The 16,964-nt window shown below is 36.5% G+C and carries 16 protein-coding genes; 11 read left to right on the top strand and 5 right to left on the bottom strand.

Translation table 11 applies throughout. From position 1 onward, the window contains the following. Positions 1–181: 181 nt before the first annotated feature. The 4 genes from P278_RS15870 (at position 182) to P278_RS15855 (ending at position 3,050) form a co-directional block, all read left to right on the top strand. A complete protein-coding gene (locus P278_RS15870; protein WP_038268915.1) occupies positions 182–709 on the top strand; it encodes a hypothetical protein in 528 nt (175 codons plus the stop codon). A 25-nt stretch (positions 710–734) separates the two neighbouring features. Continuing rightward, positions 735–1,232, top strand: a complete 498-nt coding sequence (locus P278_RS15865) for a hypothetical protein (RefSeq protein WP_038268913.1) — start codon at positions 735–737, stop codon at positions 1,230–1,232. 73 nt (positions 1,233–1,305) lie between these two features. Next, positions 1,306–2,580, top strand: a complete 1,275-nt coding sequence (locus P278_RS15860; RefSeq protein ID WP_038268912.1) for a TlpA disulfide reductase family protein — start codon at positions 1,306–1,308, stop codon at positions 2,578–2,580. Positions 2,581–2,624: 44 nt separating this feature from the next. Continuing rightward, positions 2,625–3,050, top strand: coding sequence for an RDD family protein (locus P278_RS15855; RefSeq protein ID WP_051413626.1), 426 nt, complete (start codon positions 2,625–2,627; stop codon positions 3,048–3,050). A gap of 72 nt (positions 3,051–3,122) precedes the next feature. Here P278_RS15855 and P278_RS15850 read toward each other — a convergent pair whose 3' ends face one another. Continuing rightward, the gene (locus P278_RS15850; RefSeq protein ID WP_038268911.1) at positions 3,123–3,887 is read right to left on the bottom strand and encodes an oxygenase MpaB family protein; all 765 of its coding nucleotides are present in this window, start codon (positions 3,885–3,887) and stop codon (positions 3,123–3,125) included. A 131-nt stretch (positions 3,888–4,018) separates the two neighbouring features. Between P278_RS15850 and P278_RS15845 the strand changes: the two genes are divergently transcribed. Beyond that, positions 4,019–5,050, top strand: coding sequence for a DUF5694 domain-containing protein (locus tag P278_RS15845; protein WP_038268910.1), 1,032 nt, complete (start codon positions 4,019–4,021; stop codon positions 5,048–5,050). A gap of 55 nt (positions 5,051–5,105) precedes the next feature. Here the strand turns inward: P278_RS15845 and P278_RS15840 are convergent, their stop codons facing one another. Then, a complete protein-coding gene (locus P278_RS15840) occupies positions 5,106–6,107 on the bottom strand; it encodes a DUF6340 family protein (protein WP_038268909.1) in 1,002 nt (333 codons plus the stop codon). Positions 6,108–6,271: 164 nt separating this feature from the next. Between P278_RS15840 and P278_RS15835 the strand changes: the two genes are divergently transcribed. The 4 genes from P278_RS15835 (at position 6,272) to P278_RS15820 (ending at position 9,404) form a co-directional block, all read left to right on the top strand. Next, entirely contained in the window at positions 6,272–6,649 is a 378-nt protein-coding gene (locus P278_RS15835) for a DoxX family protein (RefSeq protein WP_038269171.1), read from the top strand. A 112-nt stretch (positions 6,650–6,761) separates the two neighbouring features. Then, positions 6,762–7,373 (top strand): GNAT family N-acetyltransferase, encoded by a 612-nt coding sequence (locus P278_RS15830; protein ID WP_038268908.1) that lies wholly within the window; start codon positions 6,762–6,764, stop codon positions 7,371–7,373. 192 nt (positions 7,374–7,565) lie between these two features. After that, the gene (locus tag P278_RS15825; RefSeq protein WP_038268907.1) at positions 7,566–8,093 is read left to right on the top strand and encodes a GNAT family N-acetyltransferase; all 528 of its coding nucleotides are present in this window, start codon (positions 7,566–7,568) and stop codon (positions 8,091–8,093) included. Positions 8,094–8,114: 21 nt separating this feature from the next. Further along, complete coding sequence (locus tag P278_RS15820) at positions 8,115–9,404, top strand: APC family permease (RefSeq protein ID WP_038268906.1); 1,290 nt, start codon at positions 8,115–8,117, stop codon at positions 9,402–9,404. Here the strand turns inward: P278_RS15820 and P278_RS15815 are convergent. Next, positions 9,396–10,664 (bottom strand): acetyl-CoA hydrolase/transferase family protein, encoded by a 1,269-nt coding sequence (locus P278_RS15815; RefSeq protein WP_038268904.1) that lies wholly within the window; start codon positions 10,662–10,664, stop codon positions 9,396–9,398. The two genes, P278_RS15820 and P278_RS15815, sit on opposite strands and share 9 nt — an antisense overlap. Positions 10,665–10,792: 128 nt before the next feature. On the opposite strand from P278_RS15815, the gene P278_RS15810 reads away from it, so the two are divergent. Continuing rightward, positions 10,793–11,338 carry a C40 family peptidase gene (locus P278_RS15810; protein ID WP_038268903.1) on the top strand — a complete coding sequence of 182 codons (546 nt, stop codon included), beginning with the start codon at positions 10,793–10,795 and terminating at the stop codon, positions 11,336–11,338. 77 nt (positions 11,339–11,415) lie between these two features. Next, the gene (locus tag P278_RS15805) at positions 11,416–13,425 is read left to right on the top strand and encodes a ComEC/Rec2 family competence protein (RefSeq protein WP_038268902.1); all 2,010 of its coding nucleotides are present in this window, start codon (positions 11,416–11,418) and stop codon (positions 13,423–13,425) included. Positions 13,426–13,433: 8 nt separating this feature from the next. Here P278_RS15805 and P278_RS15800 read toward each other — a convergent pair whose 3' ends face one another. Both P278_RS15800 and P278_RS15795 read right to left on the bottom strand, forming a co-directional pair. After that, positions 13,434–15,536, bottom strand: coding sequence for a peptide MFS transporter (locus P278_RS15800; RefSeq protein ID WP_038268901.1), 2,103 nt, complete (start codon positions 15,534–15,536; stop codon positions 13,434–13,436). A 15-nt stretch (positions 15,537–15,551) separates the two neighbouring features. Beyond that, positions 15,552–16,952 (bottom strand): peptide MFS transporter, encoded by a 1,401-nt coding sequence (locus P278_RS15795; RefSeq protein ID WP_038268900.1) that lies wholly within the window; start codon positions 16,950–16,952, stop codon positions 15,552–15,554. Between the last annotated feature and the right edge of the window lie 12 nt (positions 16,953–16,964).

Raw genomic sequence — 16,964 nt, 5'->3', positions numbered from 1 at the left:
TAATTATCCTATTTATAATCCATAATTCCTAACAAAAAATCTTCTTCCTAATCCCCAAAAGTTCACTCACCGGATAAAGACCCGCGGTAAAAATTCGACATATTTGTAGTAGTACACCTTCTTTATATACCACTATAATTCTTATATTGTTCATCAAATTTAAACCAAACGTCTAGTTGTAATGCTTAAAAAATTCATCTCTTTATCTGTACTTCTATTTTGTTATGTTTTCATTTCATGTAACAGCAGAACCCAAAAAGCTTCTGAGACCGAATTCATTAATGAGATCTTACCTCAAATAAATATTGGATCTCTTGAAATTGAAAATAAGAAATCATTAAAAGTCATTACAGAAAAGGATAAAACCTACTTAGTTGAATTAACTTCGACTAAAGAAATAAACGATTTAGTTGAAAAAATACTTGAGGAGAACCCTAGCATCCCTATTAGCCGTTTCTCAAAAACTAATAACTCCTACTTTAACCATGCAATCTTCTATATGTTGATTCAATTTTTAATGCCTTTCTTGATAATTATACACCTGATATTATTATGGGTCTGTTTAAAAAAGATTTTAAAATCTCCTGTACACGGATCAGATAAACTGACCAATACCATTATCGTAATTTTCGTTCCGCTATTAGGTAGTATTATTTATTTAACTACAAAAAAAGAACTAAATAAGAGGCCAAAGCAATCTGAATCGTAATTAAAAACCACCAAAACTTGACATTGTGAAAAACCAAACGGACACCATAACACCCAAAGAATTTTTAAAAACAATAGGCATTATTTATTTAGCGCTTTTGACTGGATTAATAGGTTTCGGAATTTATATTTTTTTGCAAAAGGAATCCTGGCAATTTAAGTTCAACAATGAAAGCGACCCTTTTTTTTATCTGGTGCCTCTCTTGGCTATCAGTGGAATTTTCATGGGACAATACCTTTTTAACAAACAGATCTCAACCACTAATGACAAAGAAAGTCTGAGGGAGAAACTAAGTGGTTTTCAAGCAGCTGCCATTCTGCAATATGCATTAATTGAAGGACCCGCCATGCTTGGGCTTGTAGCTTCTTTAAAAACCGGCAACCTGCTTTATATTTCCATTTCAGGATTATTAATTCTCTATTTCATAGTGCTAAGACCTGGTAAAGAGCGCATAGAAAAACACTTACGTCTTTCTCAGGAACTAAAGAAACAATTCGACATGAGTGAACATCCGCTGAGTTAATAAAGCCTTACTTAAATTCTGAAATAAAAATCATCTTTTCATTTAAAATCAATCAAAAAACGCATTCACTATTATGAAATTACCTTTTAAACTTATACTTCTTACCCTAACGATTAGTTTATTCAATTGTACACCGGAAAAGGCAAAAATGCTTGAAATTGATGGAACCGTGCTCGATCCGGACATCAAATCCATTTTATTAGTTAAACCTAATCAAGATTTACGTTTGGATTCCATTCTGGAAATTCCTGTAATAAACGGTAGGTTTAATTATGAAGCTAAGCTCGAATACCCCGAGGCAGTAACACTTATGCTAGGGAAGGCAAAGCAAAATGGAAGAGGAAGTTTTATGCCATTATTTTTAGAAAATGACGCTATCAAACTTACCATCAACAAGGAAGAAGAGTTTAAAAACAACACCGTTGAAGGAGGATTATTTAATTCAGCCTATCAGTCGTATAAGAAAAATATGGAGGCAAAGTTTTTTGATGAGCTACTCCCTATACAAGACAGTCTCAATGCCCTTTGGAAATCAGGCGAATACCATAGCAAGGAAATGAAAGTCATCATGGACCAACTCAAAGAAAAGGAAGACCAGGATGAGCGCATCGTTCTTTATCAAGCTATGGATGATTTAAGAGAGAAGGGCTTGGATAAATCTGCCAAAGGGCAGGAGTTAAGTGACCAAAGAGCTGCCATTCATGAAAAAGCCAAAGCTTTCCAGCAATCGTATATTGAGGCAAATCCAAATCTGGTTTCTTACCATTTTTTACTTGATGACCTCAGGTTTCAAAAAGAAACCATAGACATTGAAATGGCTGAAAAAAACTATGAATTATTAGCTCAGGCTAACCCCGATCATCCTTATAATGAAATTGTTTTGAACATGATTAATGCGATTAAAAACATTAAAATAGGAAAACCATTTATAGACTTTTCAGCTCCGGATCTGAAGGGAAATATGATCACCCTTTCCAATCAAATAAACGGCAAGATTGCCTTATTGGATTTGTGGGCTACCTGGTGCGGGCCTTGTATTTCTAAAACCAGAACCATGCTACCGCTTTATGAAGAATACAAGGATAAGGGCTTTACCATATTAGGGGTAGCTGGTGAATTCAAAAACACAAATCGATTGATTAAGTTTCTGGAAAAAGAAAAATGGCCATGGCTTAACCTGGTTGAATTAGACCGTGAAAATGCTATTTGGCAAAAATATGGTGTTGATGGTGGTGGTGGAGGTATTTTCCTAATCGATGAGCAAGGCACCATTCTAGCCAAAGATCCCACGGCCGAAGAGGTTAAAGAGGTGCTGGAAAACAGATTGGGTAATAAAGATGTTATCTAACTTTGATATCATTTCAAAAGAAAAGTATTCACAACATCCAGAATATGAAAACAGCAAATTCCAACGGACCTGCATCCCACCTGACCTATGCAGGTCTTTTTGACAGGGTAAAAGCTATTATAATAGATTCCCTCGTGGTCGTTTTAGCACTTTACATTGTATCTGATGTCCTACAACTTTTTGACGCTGTCCCAACTATAATACGCAGCTCAATATTTTTATTATTGTTTGCCTTATATGAACCGTTAATGACTAGTTTTTTCGGCGGCACTCTCGGACATAAAACGCTAGGTCTTAGCGTGAAAAGTGAAATAAATCATAAAATGAATATCCCAATACACAAAGCTCTTTTAAGGTGCTTAGTAAAGTATCTTTTAGGTTGGATCTCGCTTTTATCCATTTCCTTAAGTCCACAAAATCTGGCAATTCACGATCACTTATCAGGTTCAGTGGTGCTCGTAGATGAATAAATATATTCTATACATTTAAAATCAGATTCCCTTTATTGTTGCCATCAAAAAACATTCAAGAAAGATAAACGTTTATGAAGTAAACTTATCCAGTTCTGCTATCTGCACCTTATAGCTATTGGGGAGTAATATATTTTTTATCAGTCTATCCATTTTTAATAATCTGCATATCTTATAAACGGGAATTGCAGGGGTAAGCCACGAAAACGAACTAAACTGCAATAATTGTTTTACGGGTTTAGGCACAATTAGCTTCTGTGCTTCGCGTAGTAACCAATATCGAAATGATCCCAGGTGTTTATTATATTGCTCAAATAAATTATGAGTATATAAACTCCATTGTAAATTATTCTTTAAATGTTCTTTCCGGACCGGAAGCCAATCATTGTATGTAGGTGGCAGTTCTTTTAAACCCATTCGAGTTCCCACCTTATAAAAAACATTGTATACATCTTCTTTTTCATCATCTGTCAGCTTACGTTCCAGCAATTCATATGATGCTTTAGAATAATAAATCAACATGAATAGCACATCACGATAAGCCCAGTCGGGTATAACTGCTCCCCTGTTGTCTTCAACAGTTCTGTGAATTTGACGAATGGTGTCTAAAGCCTTATACGCATCTTCTTTTGATGAAAAAACAATTTTTCGGGCATATGCTACGGTAGAGAATAACCTTCCTATAGGGTCAGCAGGGAGTTTGCCCGTGTAATAGAGCCAATCTACTGCCTTGTTCAGAGCAAATTCAGCAGCAGCTCCTGCAAAAATAAGTAATATGGTATCACTCTTACCCCATATTTTCTTTACCACCGATTCATTTTCTACAAATAATGACATTTCCTTAAATAACTTCTTACTAAGTTACAAATTAGATGACTTATAAGATTCTCATAAAAAAGCTAAAAATTCCGTAACGATTTCCATGAATACTCGTCTCCTAGGAAACATCTAACAAATCACTAACAACTATGCGCCTATTTTCAGTTTTTACCCTTCTGTTTTTCACCTTCTTTATTAATAACGCTCAAGATCGTAACACCCAAATTCTTATTGTTGGTACTCCGCACCTGCATCATATAGATGGATTTGACGCTGCAATGGTCTCTCCTGTAATAAAAAAATTGGACACCTATAATTTCGATGTAGTATGTATTGAAAATATGCCTGCTGAAATGCTATACGACATTCGTTCACGCAAGGATAATGCTTTTTCCGGGGTGATAGATAATTTCGGAGGACATCGATTAATTCTGGCTGATAGCGCACAAAAAATATTGGAAATTAATTTTGTCACTGCTGAAAAGAAAATTTCTGAATTACGCAAAACGGAAATATTAACTGATCAGGATCGTCTAGCCTTGATTGAATATTATATCGCTGCTGCTGATATAACTTCAGCAATTCTTCAATACAATTACCTGAAAGACCGAAGTATCCTAAAGCAATCGCGGTTACCGCACGATCTTATTGAAAAAGTTTTGGTATTGTCTTATGGGGCTAATGAGATTTATTCAGTAGCTGTTCCTGTGGCACAACACCAACATTTAGAAAAGATAGATTATATAGACAATTTTCAGGATGAAGCCTTGCTTTTAAAGCATTACCCGGACTTTATATCCGATTATCAGAAAAACAAGGACCAATTAAATGGTATTTCCGAACATCCGATATATAAAAAACAACAAGAAATTTTGATCAAAGGAATCGCTGATAAAGACCTGTCTGCTTATTATAGCTTTTTAAATGATAAAGAATATGGCTCTCAAGATTTTCAAGCCCAATGGGCGGTTTGGTTTAAAACAAATTTTGAGTCCGGGTCTGATAAAGCTCGATTTTATTTATGGGAAATGCGAAACCTGCAAATTACGGCTAACATTGCCAAAGTATGTGCTTTAAATCCCGGTAAGCGCATCATGGTAATTATAGGTGCTTCTCACAAGACATTTCTGGAAAAGTACCTTAAACAGCTTCCTCATGTAGACTTGTTATCCTATAATTAAATCGTTGATTCAACGAAAAAAGCCGGAGTGATTCACTCCGGCTTTCTGTTAAACCCTATAATTCGAATCGTTTTCTTCTGAGTAATATTTTAGCATAATCACGGCCCTGCTTATCCCCATAGTCTTCATATGCACGCTGTGCCCATTCTAATGCCAAATCTGTTTTCCCTAATACTTCATAAGCAACAGCTACATTGAGTGCGGCACGTCCGGCAGATTTACTATTAGGATTAGCAGCTATTCCTGTCCAAATTTCTATGGCACTATCCCAATTAGCTACTTCACTTCTACGCCATCCGGCATCAAACTTTCTTTTATCCCGACCTTTTCCTTTTTTATACATATCACGTCGAACTCTGTAATAGCTCGGTAAAAATCTACTGATATAATCAAACCCGGCAGCATAAGCTGTTTCGGGCAATGCATTTAATGGCGGCACTCCATTTACCAAATTAAAATTCATGTAATGCGTTTGCTGAAACTGATCTATAATGGTTTTCGAATAAGGATCATATAAACGCCAATAACTTCGGACATCAACCCGGGTTTGCTGCGGTAAACGACCTTTAACTTTTCCTGTATTGATAACGGATGAAACCTGATCTGCAACTGTATTCAAAAGAATATCAGAATTGGAATCGAAGGTTTCAAGAACTAAGAGGACATCGGCATCACTTGCTTTACAAATAGCATCTACCTTTTCCCATTTTAGTACATCCGGAGTTCTTCTTGTACCCGTACCATACAATCTAAGGGTATCGGGAATTAAAACAGTTAAATTACTATGATGTTGTACTCCCGACATCACACCTTTTACAGCTTCATCAGAAGCTAATTTATCTGAACCTGCTATCTCTCCGGTAGCCACAGACTCCAAGGTTTTATTTTGTTGATCATCCTCCCTGGTTAAGGAACGGTTTACTACTACAATATTCTCAACCCCTTTCGGTAAAATAACCTCAGGTTCCTGAGGATAATTAAGGTAAACATACCCCGAGCTACATGCTTCTAATCCCAAGGCACATAGCATTAGATATAAAAAGTAAAGTTTTTTCATAATTTTAAAATTTGGTTCAGTCAGGAAAAATACAACAAATGTGCCACAACTTCAGCAATGAGGTTATTTCCTTAAAAATAACTAACTTACTGTCAGAAACATACTTCAATAATCTTGAACAAACCAATGACTTAAGAACATTATTAAACTTTAAAACTTTTACTATGAAATCAAAAATATTATTTGTTATCAGCCTATTGTTCGGACTTATGTTTATAAATGGAGGCCTTAATAAGTTCTTCAATTACATGCCCCCTCCGGACAATCTTCCGGAAGAATTAGTTAATCTAATGACTGCTTTTGTGGAATCCGGATGGATAATGCCTTTACTCGCCATTGTTGAGATTATTGGAGGCATCTTATTTATCATTCCTAAATACAGAGCTCTAGGGGCTGCAATGATATTCCCGGTTATGGTTGGAATTCTTTTGACACACATTATTATTGCTCCATCAGGTTTACCGATTGCTATGGTACTATTTGCTATCAACCTATGGGTTATCTATGAGAACAGACATAAATACAGTCCTATGATTCAATGAAAATCACAGACTCCTTAATAGAAGAAATTTAAACGCAGCCAGTCTTTTAAGTAAGCGTCGTCTTTATTATCTTCGATAGGTATTTCACCAATATAACAAACCAACACACACCATGATAAACTGGCTTGACAATATTACCCTGGAAGGTAACAAAGCAACCCTTGCACCTCTTGATGGAACACATAAAAATGAACTTTTAGCTGCAGCTGAAGATGGAAAGCTTTGGGAGTTATGGTATACCTCCGTTCCATCAGCCGCCAATATTGACAATTATATTGAATTTGCTTTAAAAACTAAGGAACAGGGTACTTCATATCCATTTGTCATCATCGATAAAGCCCAAGGAAAAATAATTGGCTCAACTCGCTATTGTAATGCCACTCCAGAACACAGACGTCTTGAAATAGGATATACCTGGTATGCTAAATCAAGACAACGTACCGGGATAAACACAGAATGCAAACTATTATTATTAAGTTATGCATTTGAAGCCTTACAGTGTATTGCTGTAGAATTTAGAACGAACTGGTTTAACCTACAGTCGCGCAATGCCATTGCAAGTCTTGGTGCCAAACAGGATGGGATTTTACGAAATCACAAGATTAATCCAGATGGAACTTTCAGAGATACGGTGGTCTTCTCAATTACGCAGGAAGAATGGCCCAGCGTAAAGAAGTCATTGTTGTATAAACTAGAAAAATATAACCTTAATAAACGTATGTGATGAGAAAAGGCATTGCGCAACTCATACTGACCACGAGTATTATATTCTTTATCCTTAATCTTTTTACCTATGACAGAAATGATTCAAATCTCGGGTTTTGGTTAAGATTCTTAACTTTTACCCTATTAATAATCTCCATGATTCTTAGGTTAAAAAAGAAATCTCATATACCCCAAAAATAACACCTTAAAGATGCCTAAAGTCAAAAAATCATACGAAACAGAACGACTTTTTATCATCCCGACAAAAGAGGAGGATGCAGCATTTATATATGAATTAATGAATACCCCTAAATTCCAAAAATACATTGGTGATCGAAATATTAAAACCGTTAATGACGCAGCAAATTATATAAAAGAACGGATGATTCCTCAGTTAAACCGTCTGGGTTTTTCTAACTACACTCTTATTCGTAAATCTGATAATTGCAAGGTGGGTACTTGTGGACTATATGACCGGGAAGGCCTTGAAGGGATTGATATCGGATTTGCCTTTTTACCGGCCTATGAGAACAAAGGTTATGGGTTCGAGGCTTCAAGTAAACTCCTTGAATTAGCCTTTACATGCTTTGGAATTTCAGAGGTTAAAGCCATCACTACCAAGGATAATATTCCTTCTCAAAGGTTATTAGAAAAACTTGGGCTAAAAAATGAAGGAACAACAAGGATTCCTGATGATGAAGAAGAGTTGTTATTATTTGTATTAAAAAGAAACAGCTGACTATTCATAAAAACCTAGGGGATGGATAAAAAAATCGGACTTAGAGAAGCAATCTCCATTGGCATTGGAGGCATGGTAGGAGGTGGTATTTTTGCAGTTTTAGGATTAGCCGTTTCATTAGCAAAAGGTGGCACTCCTCTGGCCTTCTTAATAGCTGGTCTTATTGCTCTTTTAACTTCCTATAGTTATATTAAACTTTCCATTGCCTATCCAGACCGGGGAGGTACGGTTAAATTTATCAATCAGGGGTTTGGAAAAACAATTTTTAGTGGAGCTATCAATAATCTACTTTGGTTAAGCTATATTATCATGCTTGCTCTGTATGCTTCTGCATTTGGATCTTATGCCCCTAATTTATTTCCCATTTCTCCGAATGCCTCTTTAAACTTCCATATTTTTGCGAGTTTCATCATTCTACTAGCTACAGCAATTAATTATTACAGCATTAAAGTTGTTGGAGCCATAGAGTCGTACGCTGTTATAATTAAGCTCCTCATCTTAGTATCGTTTATAATTATTGGAACCTACGGACTATTTGGAAACTCAAATCTGGAACAATTAGCACTCTCCAATTGGGAAACTCCAATTCATTTATTAGCAGGTGGCATGGTTATATTTGTGGCCTATGAAGGTTTTGAACTTATTGCGAACGCTGCACCTGACATTGAAAATCCAAAACGTAATATTCCGAAGGCCTATTTAGGTTCGGTGATTTTTGTAATTGCTTTATATATAATTATAGCTATTGTAACAGTTGGTTCTTTGCCATTTACTGACATTGCCAAAGCAGAAGATTATGTATTAGCAGAGGCGGCTAAACCTCTACTTGGAAAAATAGGCTTTTCTATTATTACTATTGCTGCCTTAATATCTACCTTTTCGGCCATCAACGCTTCTATTTACGGAGGAAGTAGAGTAAGTTATGAAATTGCAGAGGACGATGAACTTCCTCATGAATTGACCGGGAGTTTCTGGAATCAACCGATTGGACTTATCATTACTTCGGTTGCAACCCTAATCGTCACCAATATTCTCCCTCTTAAAAGTATCTCGACCGCTGGCAGCATCGGGTTTCTTCTTATTTTCGCCATCGTTAACTTAGTTTGTTACAAGAAGAGAAGTCAAATTGGAGCTTCTAAATTCATCCCTCTAGCAGGTTCTTTGGGTTGTCTAGCGGCCTTAATTACATTAATCGCTCAGCAATTCAGCACCAACAAAACAGGAATTATAGTTGCTCTAGGCATAATTCTCTCATGCTTTATAATGGAATGGCTCTTTAAGAACTATAAAAAAGACTCATCTTCAGCTTAACTGTTCAAAAAAGACTTTTTCAATGGTTTCCTGATGTGAGGGATGCGCAATATCAATGAGTGCCTTCGCTCTTTGGTTAATATTTTTCCCATAGAGGTTAGCGACGCCATTTTCGGTAACCACATAGTGCACATGGGCCCTGGTGGTCACAACACCTGCTCCAAGTTTAAGATTAGGAACTATACGACTTATTCCTGTTTTGGTCATTGAAGGAAGTGCTATAATGGCTTTTCCTCCCTGGCTTAAAGAAGCTCCTCTAATAAAATCCATTTGCCCCCCTACACCTGAATACATTTTGGTTCCTATCGAATCTGCACAAACCTGACCGGTTAAATCCACTTCAATAGCCGAATTAATTGCTACCATCCTACGGTTTTGCTTTATGGTTGCAACATCATTTACATAGTCAGAGGTTCGCATTTCAATAAACGGGTTATCATCGACATAGTCATACAAACGCTTCGTCCCCATTAAAAACGTAGCTAAAGATCTTCCGGGAAGAATATTTTTATAATTGCCATTGATCACATCTTTTAAGATGAGGTCTATAACCCCATCTGAAAACATTTCGGTATGCAGTCCAAGATCTTTATGGTTTGTCAACTTTGACAATACCGCATCAGGGATTACTCCAATTCCCATTTGCAAAGTACTCCTGTTATCTATAAGCGCTGCAACATACTCCCCTATTTTTTCTTCTACAGAGGAAGGTTTGCAAAGTTTATGTTCAGGTATGGGCTCATCACACTCTACAAATAAGTTAATTTCAGATATATGTATAATTCCATCACCATGAGTTCGCGGCATTTGTTTGTTTACCTGGGCAATGACCACATCGGCATTATCTATGGCCGCAAGTGTTGCCTCCACCGAAACTCCCAGCGAGCAATACCCGTGTCTATCAGGTACCGAGACATGAATTAAGGCTACATCCAAGTTAATAATATTACGTTTAAATAATATTGGTAGCTCACTTAGAAAAACTGGGGTATATGAGCCATTTCCTGCAGTTAGTGTATGTCTAACATTTTTCCCGATAAAAAAGGAGTTTACATGAAAGTGTTCTTTGAGTTTTGGATCTGCGTATGGTGCATCTCCTTCGGTATGCAGATGGCAGATTTCAACATTAAAAAGATCTTCATGTCTGTTAGTTAAAGCTTTAATCAATAATTGTGGTGCAGCTGCAGCTGCCTGAATATAAACTCGCTGATTCGATTTAATTGTCTCTACGGCCACTTCGGCTGAAACTGATTTATACATAACCCCTATATTTTAACGATAAATCTATAAATCATTTAAATTAAAAAAACTGTTTTTTATCATATCAACTTAAAAGTTCACCATAAAGATTCATTTAATTTTATTAATTTGGCATCAAAACCTGCTTCATGAAACGATTCTTGCCTTTTCTAATTCTTCCACTATTCATAATAACTTCATGTGGATCCTCTAAAAAAGCGTCAAGGCAAAAAGAAACGAGAACAGTTTCGGTAAAACCGAAACCTCCAATAGAAAACAATGATAGAATTGAAGGCAGTAAGGAGAAGCTAACGACCCAAACTGAAAATATTATTAAAACGGCATTATCCTATCAGGGAACAAGATACCGATATGGAGGGATGTCAAAATCAGGAATGGACTGTTCCGGGTTGATCTATAAAAGTTATACTACCCATGGAGTTTCAGTAAATCGTTCCTCTTATGAAATAGCCAAACAGGGTGTCGATATAAACCTGAAAAAGGTCCGTGAGGGCGATCTGTTATTTTTTGCCACAGGGAAGAAAAGCAAACGAATTAATCACGTTGGATTAGTCGTTGACACTAAATCTGAAATTTTATTTATTCACTCCACCACTTCAAGAGGGGTTTTGGTTTCTTCCTTAGATGAAGGCTACTGGAAATACGCCTTTATCAAAGCAAAACGATTGCTCTAAAACTACGATACCTCTTTAACAGTCAATATCTAAAATTGTAATCTTATAATGTAATAATAATTAAGTAATTTCGTACAATGAAATCACTTAATTATGTGGCTATAAAACTAACTCTTTCCTTAATTACGGGGCTCATATTTGGATTTCAACTGCATGTTAACATCCTATACATCCTGGTAATTTCCATTTTATTATTCGGTCTGCTCTTATACTGTTTAAGTAAAGGAAGGAAAACATCTTTACTCTTCACTTCCACATCCTACTTGATCATTTGCGCTATAGGTTATATTTCTGTTTACATTCATAATCCCAAAAACGCACCCAATTTCTTTGAAAACATCGCAAGTTACAACCGTAAGAATATATTCACCATAAAAATTAATTCCACATTAAAATCCAGCGATGATCATTTACGGTTTCAGGGTGAAGTAATCAGCGTTAACAAAGCAAAAAGCTCAGGAAATCTCATCCTCAACATTGAAAAAAATAACATAAAAGGTACAATTCTTCCAGATGACTTAATAGTTACTAATATTGCTCCCGAACTGGTTCATACCTCTTTAAACCCTCATCAATTCGACTATCGAAAGTACCTCGATAAAAAGTTCATCTATCACCAACTATACTTGAAAGAAGGAAAATTTCTCATAGTAAACCAAGAGCCTAATACTATCATTGGTCTGGCATCTCATATCAGGTCAAAAATTCAAGCTTCGCTCAACAGAGAGCAATTTAATCCTGAGGTTCTTGCCATCATCAATGCACTATTACTCGGCGACAAGAGACTCATCTCTAATGAAATGTACCAAAATTATGTAGATGCGGGTTCGATTCACATTTTGGCCATTTCAGGCTTACATATAGGAATCTTACTCCTTATGATTCATTTAATGTTATCGCCACTGCTTCGTTATAAAAATGGAGCACCAATAAAACTAGTTATTTCACTTGTTATACTGTGGATCTATGCCGTTGTTGCAGGCTTAACTCCTTCTGTAGTACGCGCAGTTACGATGTTCAGTTTTGTCGCCTATGCACTGAACCTAAAAAGGCCTACTAACACCTACAACGTTATTGCAATTTCCATATTCTTTTTATTATTATTTCACCCATCATTTTTATATGATGTAGGTTTTCAATTGAGTTATGTCGCCGTTTTACTTATCATCTGGTTACAACCCATGATATATAAGCTTTATAGTCCAAAATGGAAGATCACCAAATATCTATGGTCATTATTTACAGTTTCGCTTGCTGCCCAAATTGGGGTTGCTCCTCTAGGTCTTTATTATTTTCATCAGTTTCCCGGTTTGTTCTTTCTATCCAACCTGGTTATCATTCCATTTCTGGGTATAATTATAGGTGTAAGCCTTTTAATTATGATACTATCAACCATAAACATCCTTCCCGGGTTCTTAATCACCTTTTATAATTATTTGATTGTTCTGATGAATGATTTTGTTCAGTGGATTTCTCAGAAAGAAATGTTTATTTTCAGAGATGTCTCATTTAACAAATACACCCTCTTATTCAGTTATCTAATGATTATCTGCCTGGTCTTCATGATGAAGAATTTCCACCTCAAAAGGAAAGCTGCTTCCTTTGGTTCGGCATTACTTCTGTTTACAATCATCTTAGTTATCTCTGTAAATAAATCAGACACAAAACGTTTCATCATTTTTCATAAAAGCCGGCAAACACTTATAGCAGAACAACAAGAGTACCTGATTACATATACCAACGATATCAACTCCGTAAAAAATATAATTACCAATTACAGTACCGCCGAATACATCGATAGTGTTTTAACCCTCCCACTAAAAAAGGAATATCGCTTTAAACGCGAGTTGATCGTTGTAATCGATAGCAGTGGAGCGTACAACCTTGATACATCTAAGGCTATCATCCTTTTAACCCAATCACCTAAAATTCATTTAAAAAGATTAATAGACAGTATACATCCCGTTAAAATTATTGCTGATGGAAGTAATTATAAAAGCTTTGTAAAACGGTGGAAGGCTACTTGTAAAAAAGAAAAGCTCCCTTTTCACTATACAGGTGAACAGGGAGCTTATATTATTGAATAAGATAGTGTTTACTTTACACCATGCATTAATTTCTTCATTACCGGATTCAATAACCAAACAATTAAGCCTGCTAAAGCCGGTACTATAGTAAATATTAAAAAGAATGTAGACAAGCTATATTCCTTGGTTATATTGTCTATTTGTCCTCCCAAGGTCGCCGCAAGTTTTTGGCCTATTGCTATGGCAAGATACCACATTCCGAACATAAGGGCTATCATACGAGCTGGTACAAGCTTACTCACATAAGAAAGTCCAACCGGAGATAAGCACAATTCTCCAAGGGTATGAAATAAATAAGCAAAAATCAACCAAACCATACTCACCTTTACGCCTTCCTGGATTCCATAAGATCCAAAAGCAAGCAATCCAAAGCCTACTGCCATTATGATAAGTCCAAGGGCATATTTCGTAGCGGCACTAGGATTGTATTTACTTTCCCACCATTTGGAAAAGAAAGAAGCAAATGCAATGATAAAAAATGAGTTCAATATACTGAACCATGAAACAGTTATTTCAACTTCATTACTTTTCACCTCAGACACCGTTGCCCTAACGACACCAGCATCAGTGTTTTGATTTTCACCATTTTGTCGGGCAGCCACTAAACGCTCCTCATCCAGATAACCGAATGAAATCTTTTCATTATCCTTATGAATAATAAACAATTCTTCACCAACAGCAAAGTCTAAAGGTTCGGCAATTCGTGTAATTCGCTCTACAATCACTGCATTGTTATCGACTTGCATATTTTCAGTTACCGGGTCGTATGCATACATTTGATTCCCCTGGTCATCTTTCTTTTGATTACCAGATTCGTCTAAGAGGGGTGTTTGAACCGCTTTGTATGTCACATCGTAAGCGGTGGTACTTAAGTCTCTGTTAAGCATCCATCCAACGATACCCCACATTAGGGTAAAACAAATAACGAGTACAATATTTGACCCCGGAATCTTTTTAAAAGTCTTTTTCCAAAGAAGATATAAAACCCAGGATATAATAGCCAAAGGGATAATGGTTAGGAGCGCGTTAACAACATTAAAGGCAATAGCAGCATTACCGCTCAACACTCTATCTACACTATCTCTGGCAAATAAAATTAAAGAAGAAGCACCTTGCTCAAAGCTCATCCAGAAAAACACCGTAAAGAAAGCGAAAACAATAAACGCTATCATACGATCTCTTATGACACGCGTATAACGTGCAATTCTTCCTATTACAAGAATTAAAAACAAGAATAGTCCAACTAAAACGACTGTGTACTGTCCTTCTAAATCACCTATTCTGGCCCAGGCAAACATGTCGATATTAGCAATCTTCGACATAGGGTCATTAATTGCATAGCCCAATCCAACAATTGAACATATGGTAATTAAGATTTTATCTAATTTAGTAAACGGGTTTCTTTTCTCAGCTTCAGCATCTTCTGCAGACATGGAAGTATTTTCTGGCTTTAATTCTTCCTTCTCAGGTACGCCCCCAATTTTACCGAATAATGGTTTTGCCAACCAAAACTGCAGGGTTCCTAAGAGCATAAATATTCCTGCTAGACCAAACCCCCATGACCATCCAATTCTTTCTGCCAAATATCCACATAGCATCATTCCAAAAAAGGCTCCTGCATTAACCCCCATATAAAAGATTGTATATGCTCCATCCTTCTTTTCGGGATTGTCTTTATACATTCCTGATATGATGGAGGTAATATTCGGTTTAAAAAAACCGGTTCCTATAACCAACAGGGCTAATCCTAAATACAGCGAAAATTCAGTTTCCAAGGCCATTGAAGCATGCCCTAAAGTCATAATTAAAGCACCTACAACAACAGCCCAACGATAGCCAATAAATCGATCGGCTATGATTCCACCTACAATTGGGGTTATGTAAAGTAGCATTGCATAGGTACCGAACAGCGCTCCAGCATTTTCTGCAGACCATTCCCAGCCAGGGTTGTACCCAATCATCGCCATGGTTAAAAAATTCACCAGTAAGACACGCATTCCATAAAAGGAAAAACGTTCCCACATTTCGGTGAAGAATAAGACAATTAATCCTGCAGGATGTCCTAAGACTTTGTCTTTAAACAGATTTTCAATATCCGTACTTGAGCTCATTTACATGCAATTATATTAAACTCTTTTATCCTCTAATTCAAGACTTCCAATACCGTCAACCTCACTAATTTCTCTCTCATCATCTTCCGCCCCATGAGTAAGGTTTTTAAGTTTTTTGAAAAATACACCAACGAGGAGTCCAAAAGCAATACAAAAAATTGCAATACCTGTAAAAACAGTAAACTCGCCAAAAGTTGAAGCTGACTCACCTAATAACCCTGCTACTTTATTACCTAAACCTGTTGTTGCAAAATACAATCCCATCATTAATGAGGCATACTTCGCGGGTGCAAGTTTAGTAACAAAAGAAAGTGATACCGGCGATAAACTAAGCTCACCAATTGTATGAAATAAATATGCTAAAACTAACCAATACATTGCTGAAGATCCAGAGCTTTCAAACTGTGCTGATGCAGCAGTCATAAACAAGAACCCGGTACCCATAATAATAAGTCCCATGATCATCTTAAATAATGAAGAAGCCTCTTTTCCTTTGAGTTTTCTTTTAGCCCAGTATCCTGCAACCAAGGTTCCTAAAGTGATTATAAAAAATGCATTAAGTGACTGAAACCATGAGGCTGGTACTTCCCATCCCATTAGCATTCTATTTGTTTTTTCTGCAGCATATATATTCATCAATCCTCCTGCCTGCTCAAAAGCTCCAAAAAACACTATTACCATTAAAAACGAAAGTACAAGTACAATTACTCTGTCTTTTTCAATCTTCGTTAAAGGCCTCTTTAATGCTTCTTTATCTTCTTCCTTCTCTGACTTACCAAGATAATCTCCAACTCCTTTCAAATACTTTTGTCCTAATAAAAACTGAACAAGCCCAAAGAACATACATATACCGGCCAGACCGAATCCATAATGCCATCCGTAAACTTCTCCAACATAACCAACTATTAAACTGGAAAGAAATGCTCCAACGTTAATTCCGATGTAGAAAATAGTAAAACCTTTATCTCTTCTGATATCTCCTTTTTTATAGAGGCCACCTACCATCGTTGATATATTTGGTTTCAACATACCCACACCTGATATAATAAAGCCCAGACCCGTATAAAAAGCCCACATTTGTTCAATAGCCAAAACCGTATGTCCAATCACCAACAAAATGGCTCCAACTATAACTGATTTCTTCTGGCCTAAAATTCTATCTGCAATTATACCTCCGGGAATCGAAGCAACATACACTAACATGGTATACCACCCATATAATTGTAAAGCCTCTGCATTAGTCCATCCCAGGCCTGGATTATCCTTGGTTGTTTCTGCTACAAGATATAATACCAAGATGGCCCGCATTCCATAATAGGAAAAACGCTCCCACATTTCGGTAAAAAATAGAATATACAACCCAACCGGGTGCCCAAATAACTCTTTCTGGTGTGCTTGTTTAACTACGTCCGACATATCTATCCAATT

This window comes from Zhouia amylolytica AD3 (assembly GCF_000511935.2).
Lineage (GTDB): Bacteria > Bacteroidota > Bacteroidia > Flavobacteriales > Flavobacteriaceae > Zhouia > Zhouia amylolytica.
Note: the sequence above shows the minus strand (reverse complement) of the source record. Positions and strands in the feature narration are given on the sequence as shown.

Bases quoted from the DNA above. Each gene is read 5' to 3' on its own strand.
- P278_RS15870 (WP_038268915.1), top strand. From the start codon at position 182: ATGCTTAAAAAATTCATCTCTTTATCTGTACTTCTATTTTGTTATGTT.
- P278_RS15860 (WP_038268912.1), top strand. From the start codon at position 1,306: ATGAAATTACCTTTTAAACTTATACTTCTTACCCTAACGATTAGTTTA.
- P278_RS15855 (WP_051413626.1), top strand. From the start codon at position 2,625: ATGAAAACAGCAAATTCCAACGGACCTGCATCCCACCTGACCTATGCA.
- P278_RS15850 (WP_038268911.1), bottom strand. From the start codon at position 3,887: ATGTCATTATTTGTAGAAAATGAATCGGTGGTAAAGAAAATATGGGGT.
- P278_RS15845 (WP_038268910.1), top strand. From the start codon at position 4,019: ATGCGCCTATTTTCAGTTTTTACCCTTCTGTTTTTCACCTTCTTTATT.
- P278_RS15840 (WP_038268909.1), bottom strand. From the start codon at position 6,107: ATGAAAAAACTTTACTTTTTATATCTAATGCTATGTGCCTTGGGATTA.
- P278_RS15835 (WP_038269171.1), top strand. From the start codon at position 6,272: ATGAAATCAAAAATATTATTTGTTATCAGCCTATTGTTCGGACTTATG.
- P278_RS15830 (WP_038268908.1), top strand. From the start codon at position 6,762: ATGATAAACTGGCTTGACAATATTACCCTGGAAGGTAACAAAGCAACC.
- P278_RS15825 (WP_038268907.1), top strand. From the start codon at position 7,566: ATGCCTAAAGTCAAAAAATCATACGAAACAGAACGACTTTTTATCATC.
- P278_RS15820 (WP_038268906.1), top strand. From the start codon at position 8,115: ATGGATAAAAAAATCGGACTTAGAGAAGCAATCTCCATTGGCATTGGA.
- P278_RS15815 (WP_038268904.1), bottom strand. From the start codon at position 10,664: ATGTATAAATCAGTTTCAGCCGAAGTGGCCGTAGAGACAATTAAATCG.
- P278_RS15810 (WP_038268903.1), top strand. From the start codon at position 10,793: ATGAAACGATTCTTGCCTTTTCTAATTCTTCCACTATTCATAATAACT.
- P278_RS15805 (WP_038268902.1), top strand. From the start codon at position 11,416: ATGAAATCACTTAATTATGTGGCTATAAAACTAACTCTTTCCTTAATT.
- P278_RS15800 (WP_038268901.1), bottom strand. From the start codon at position 15,536: ATGAGCTCAAGTACGGATATTGAAAATCTGTTTAAAGACAAAGTCTTA.
- P278_RS15795 (WP_038268900.1), bottom strand. From the start codon at position 16,952: ATGTCGGACGTAGTTAAACAAGCACACCAGAAAGAGTTATTTGGGCAC.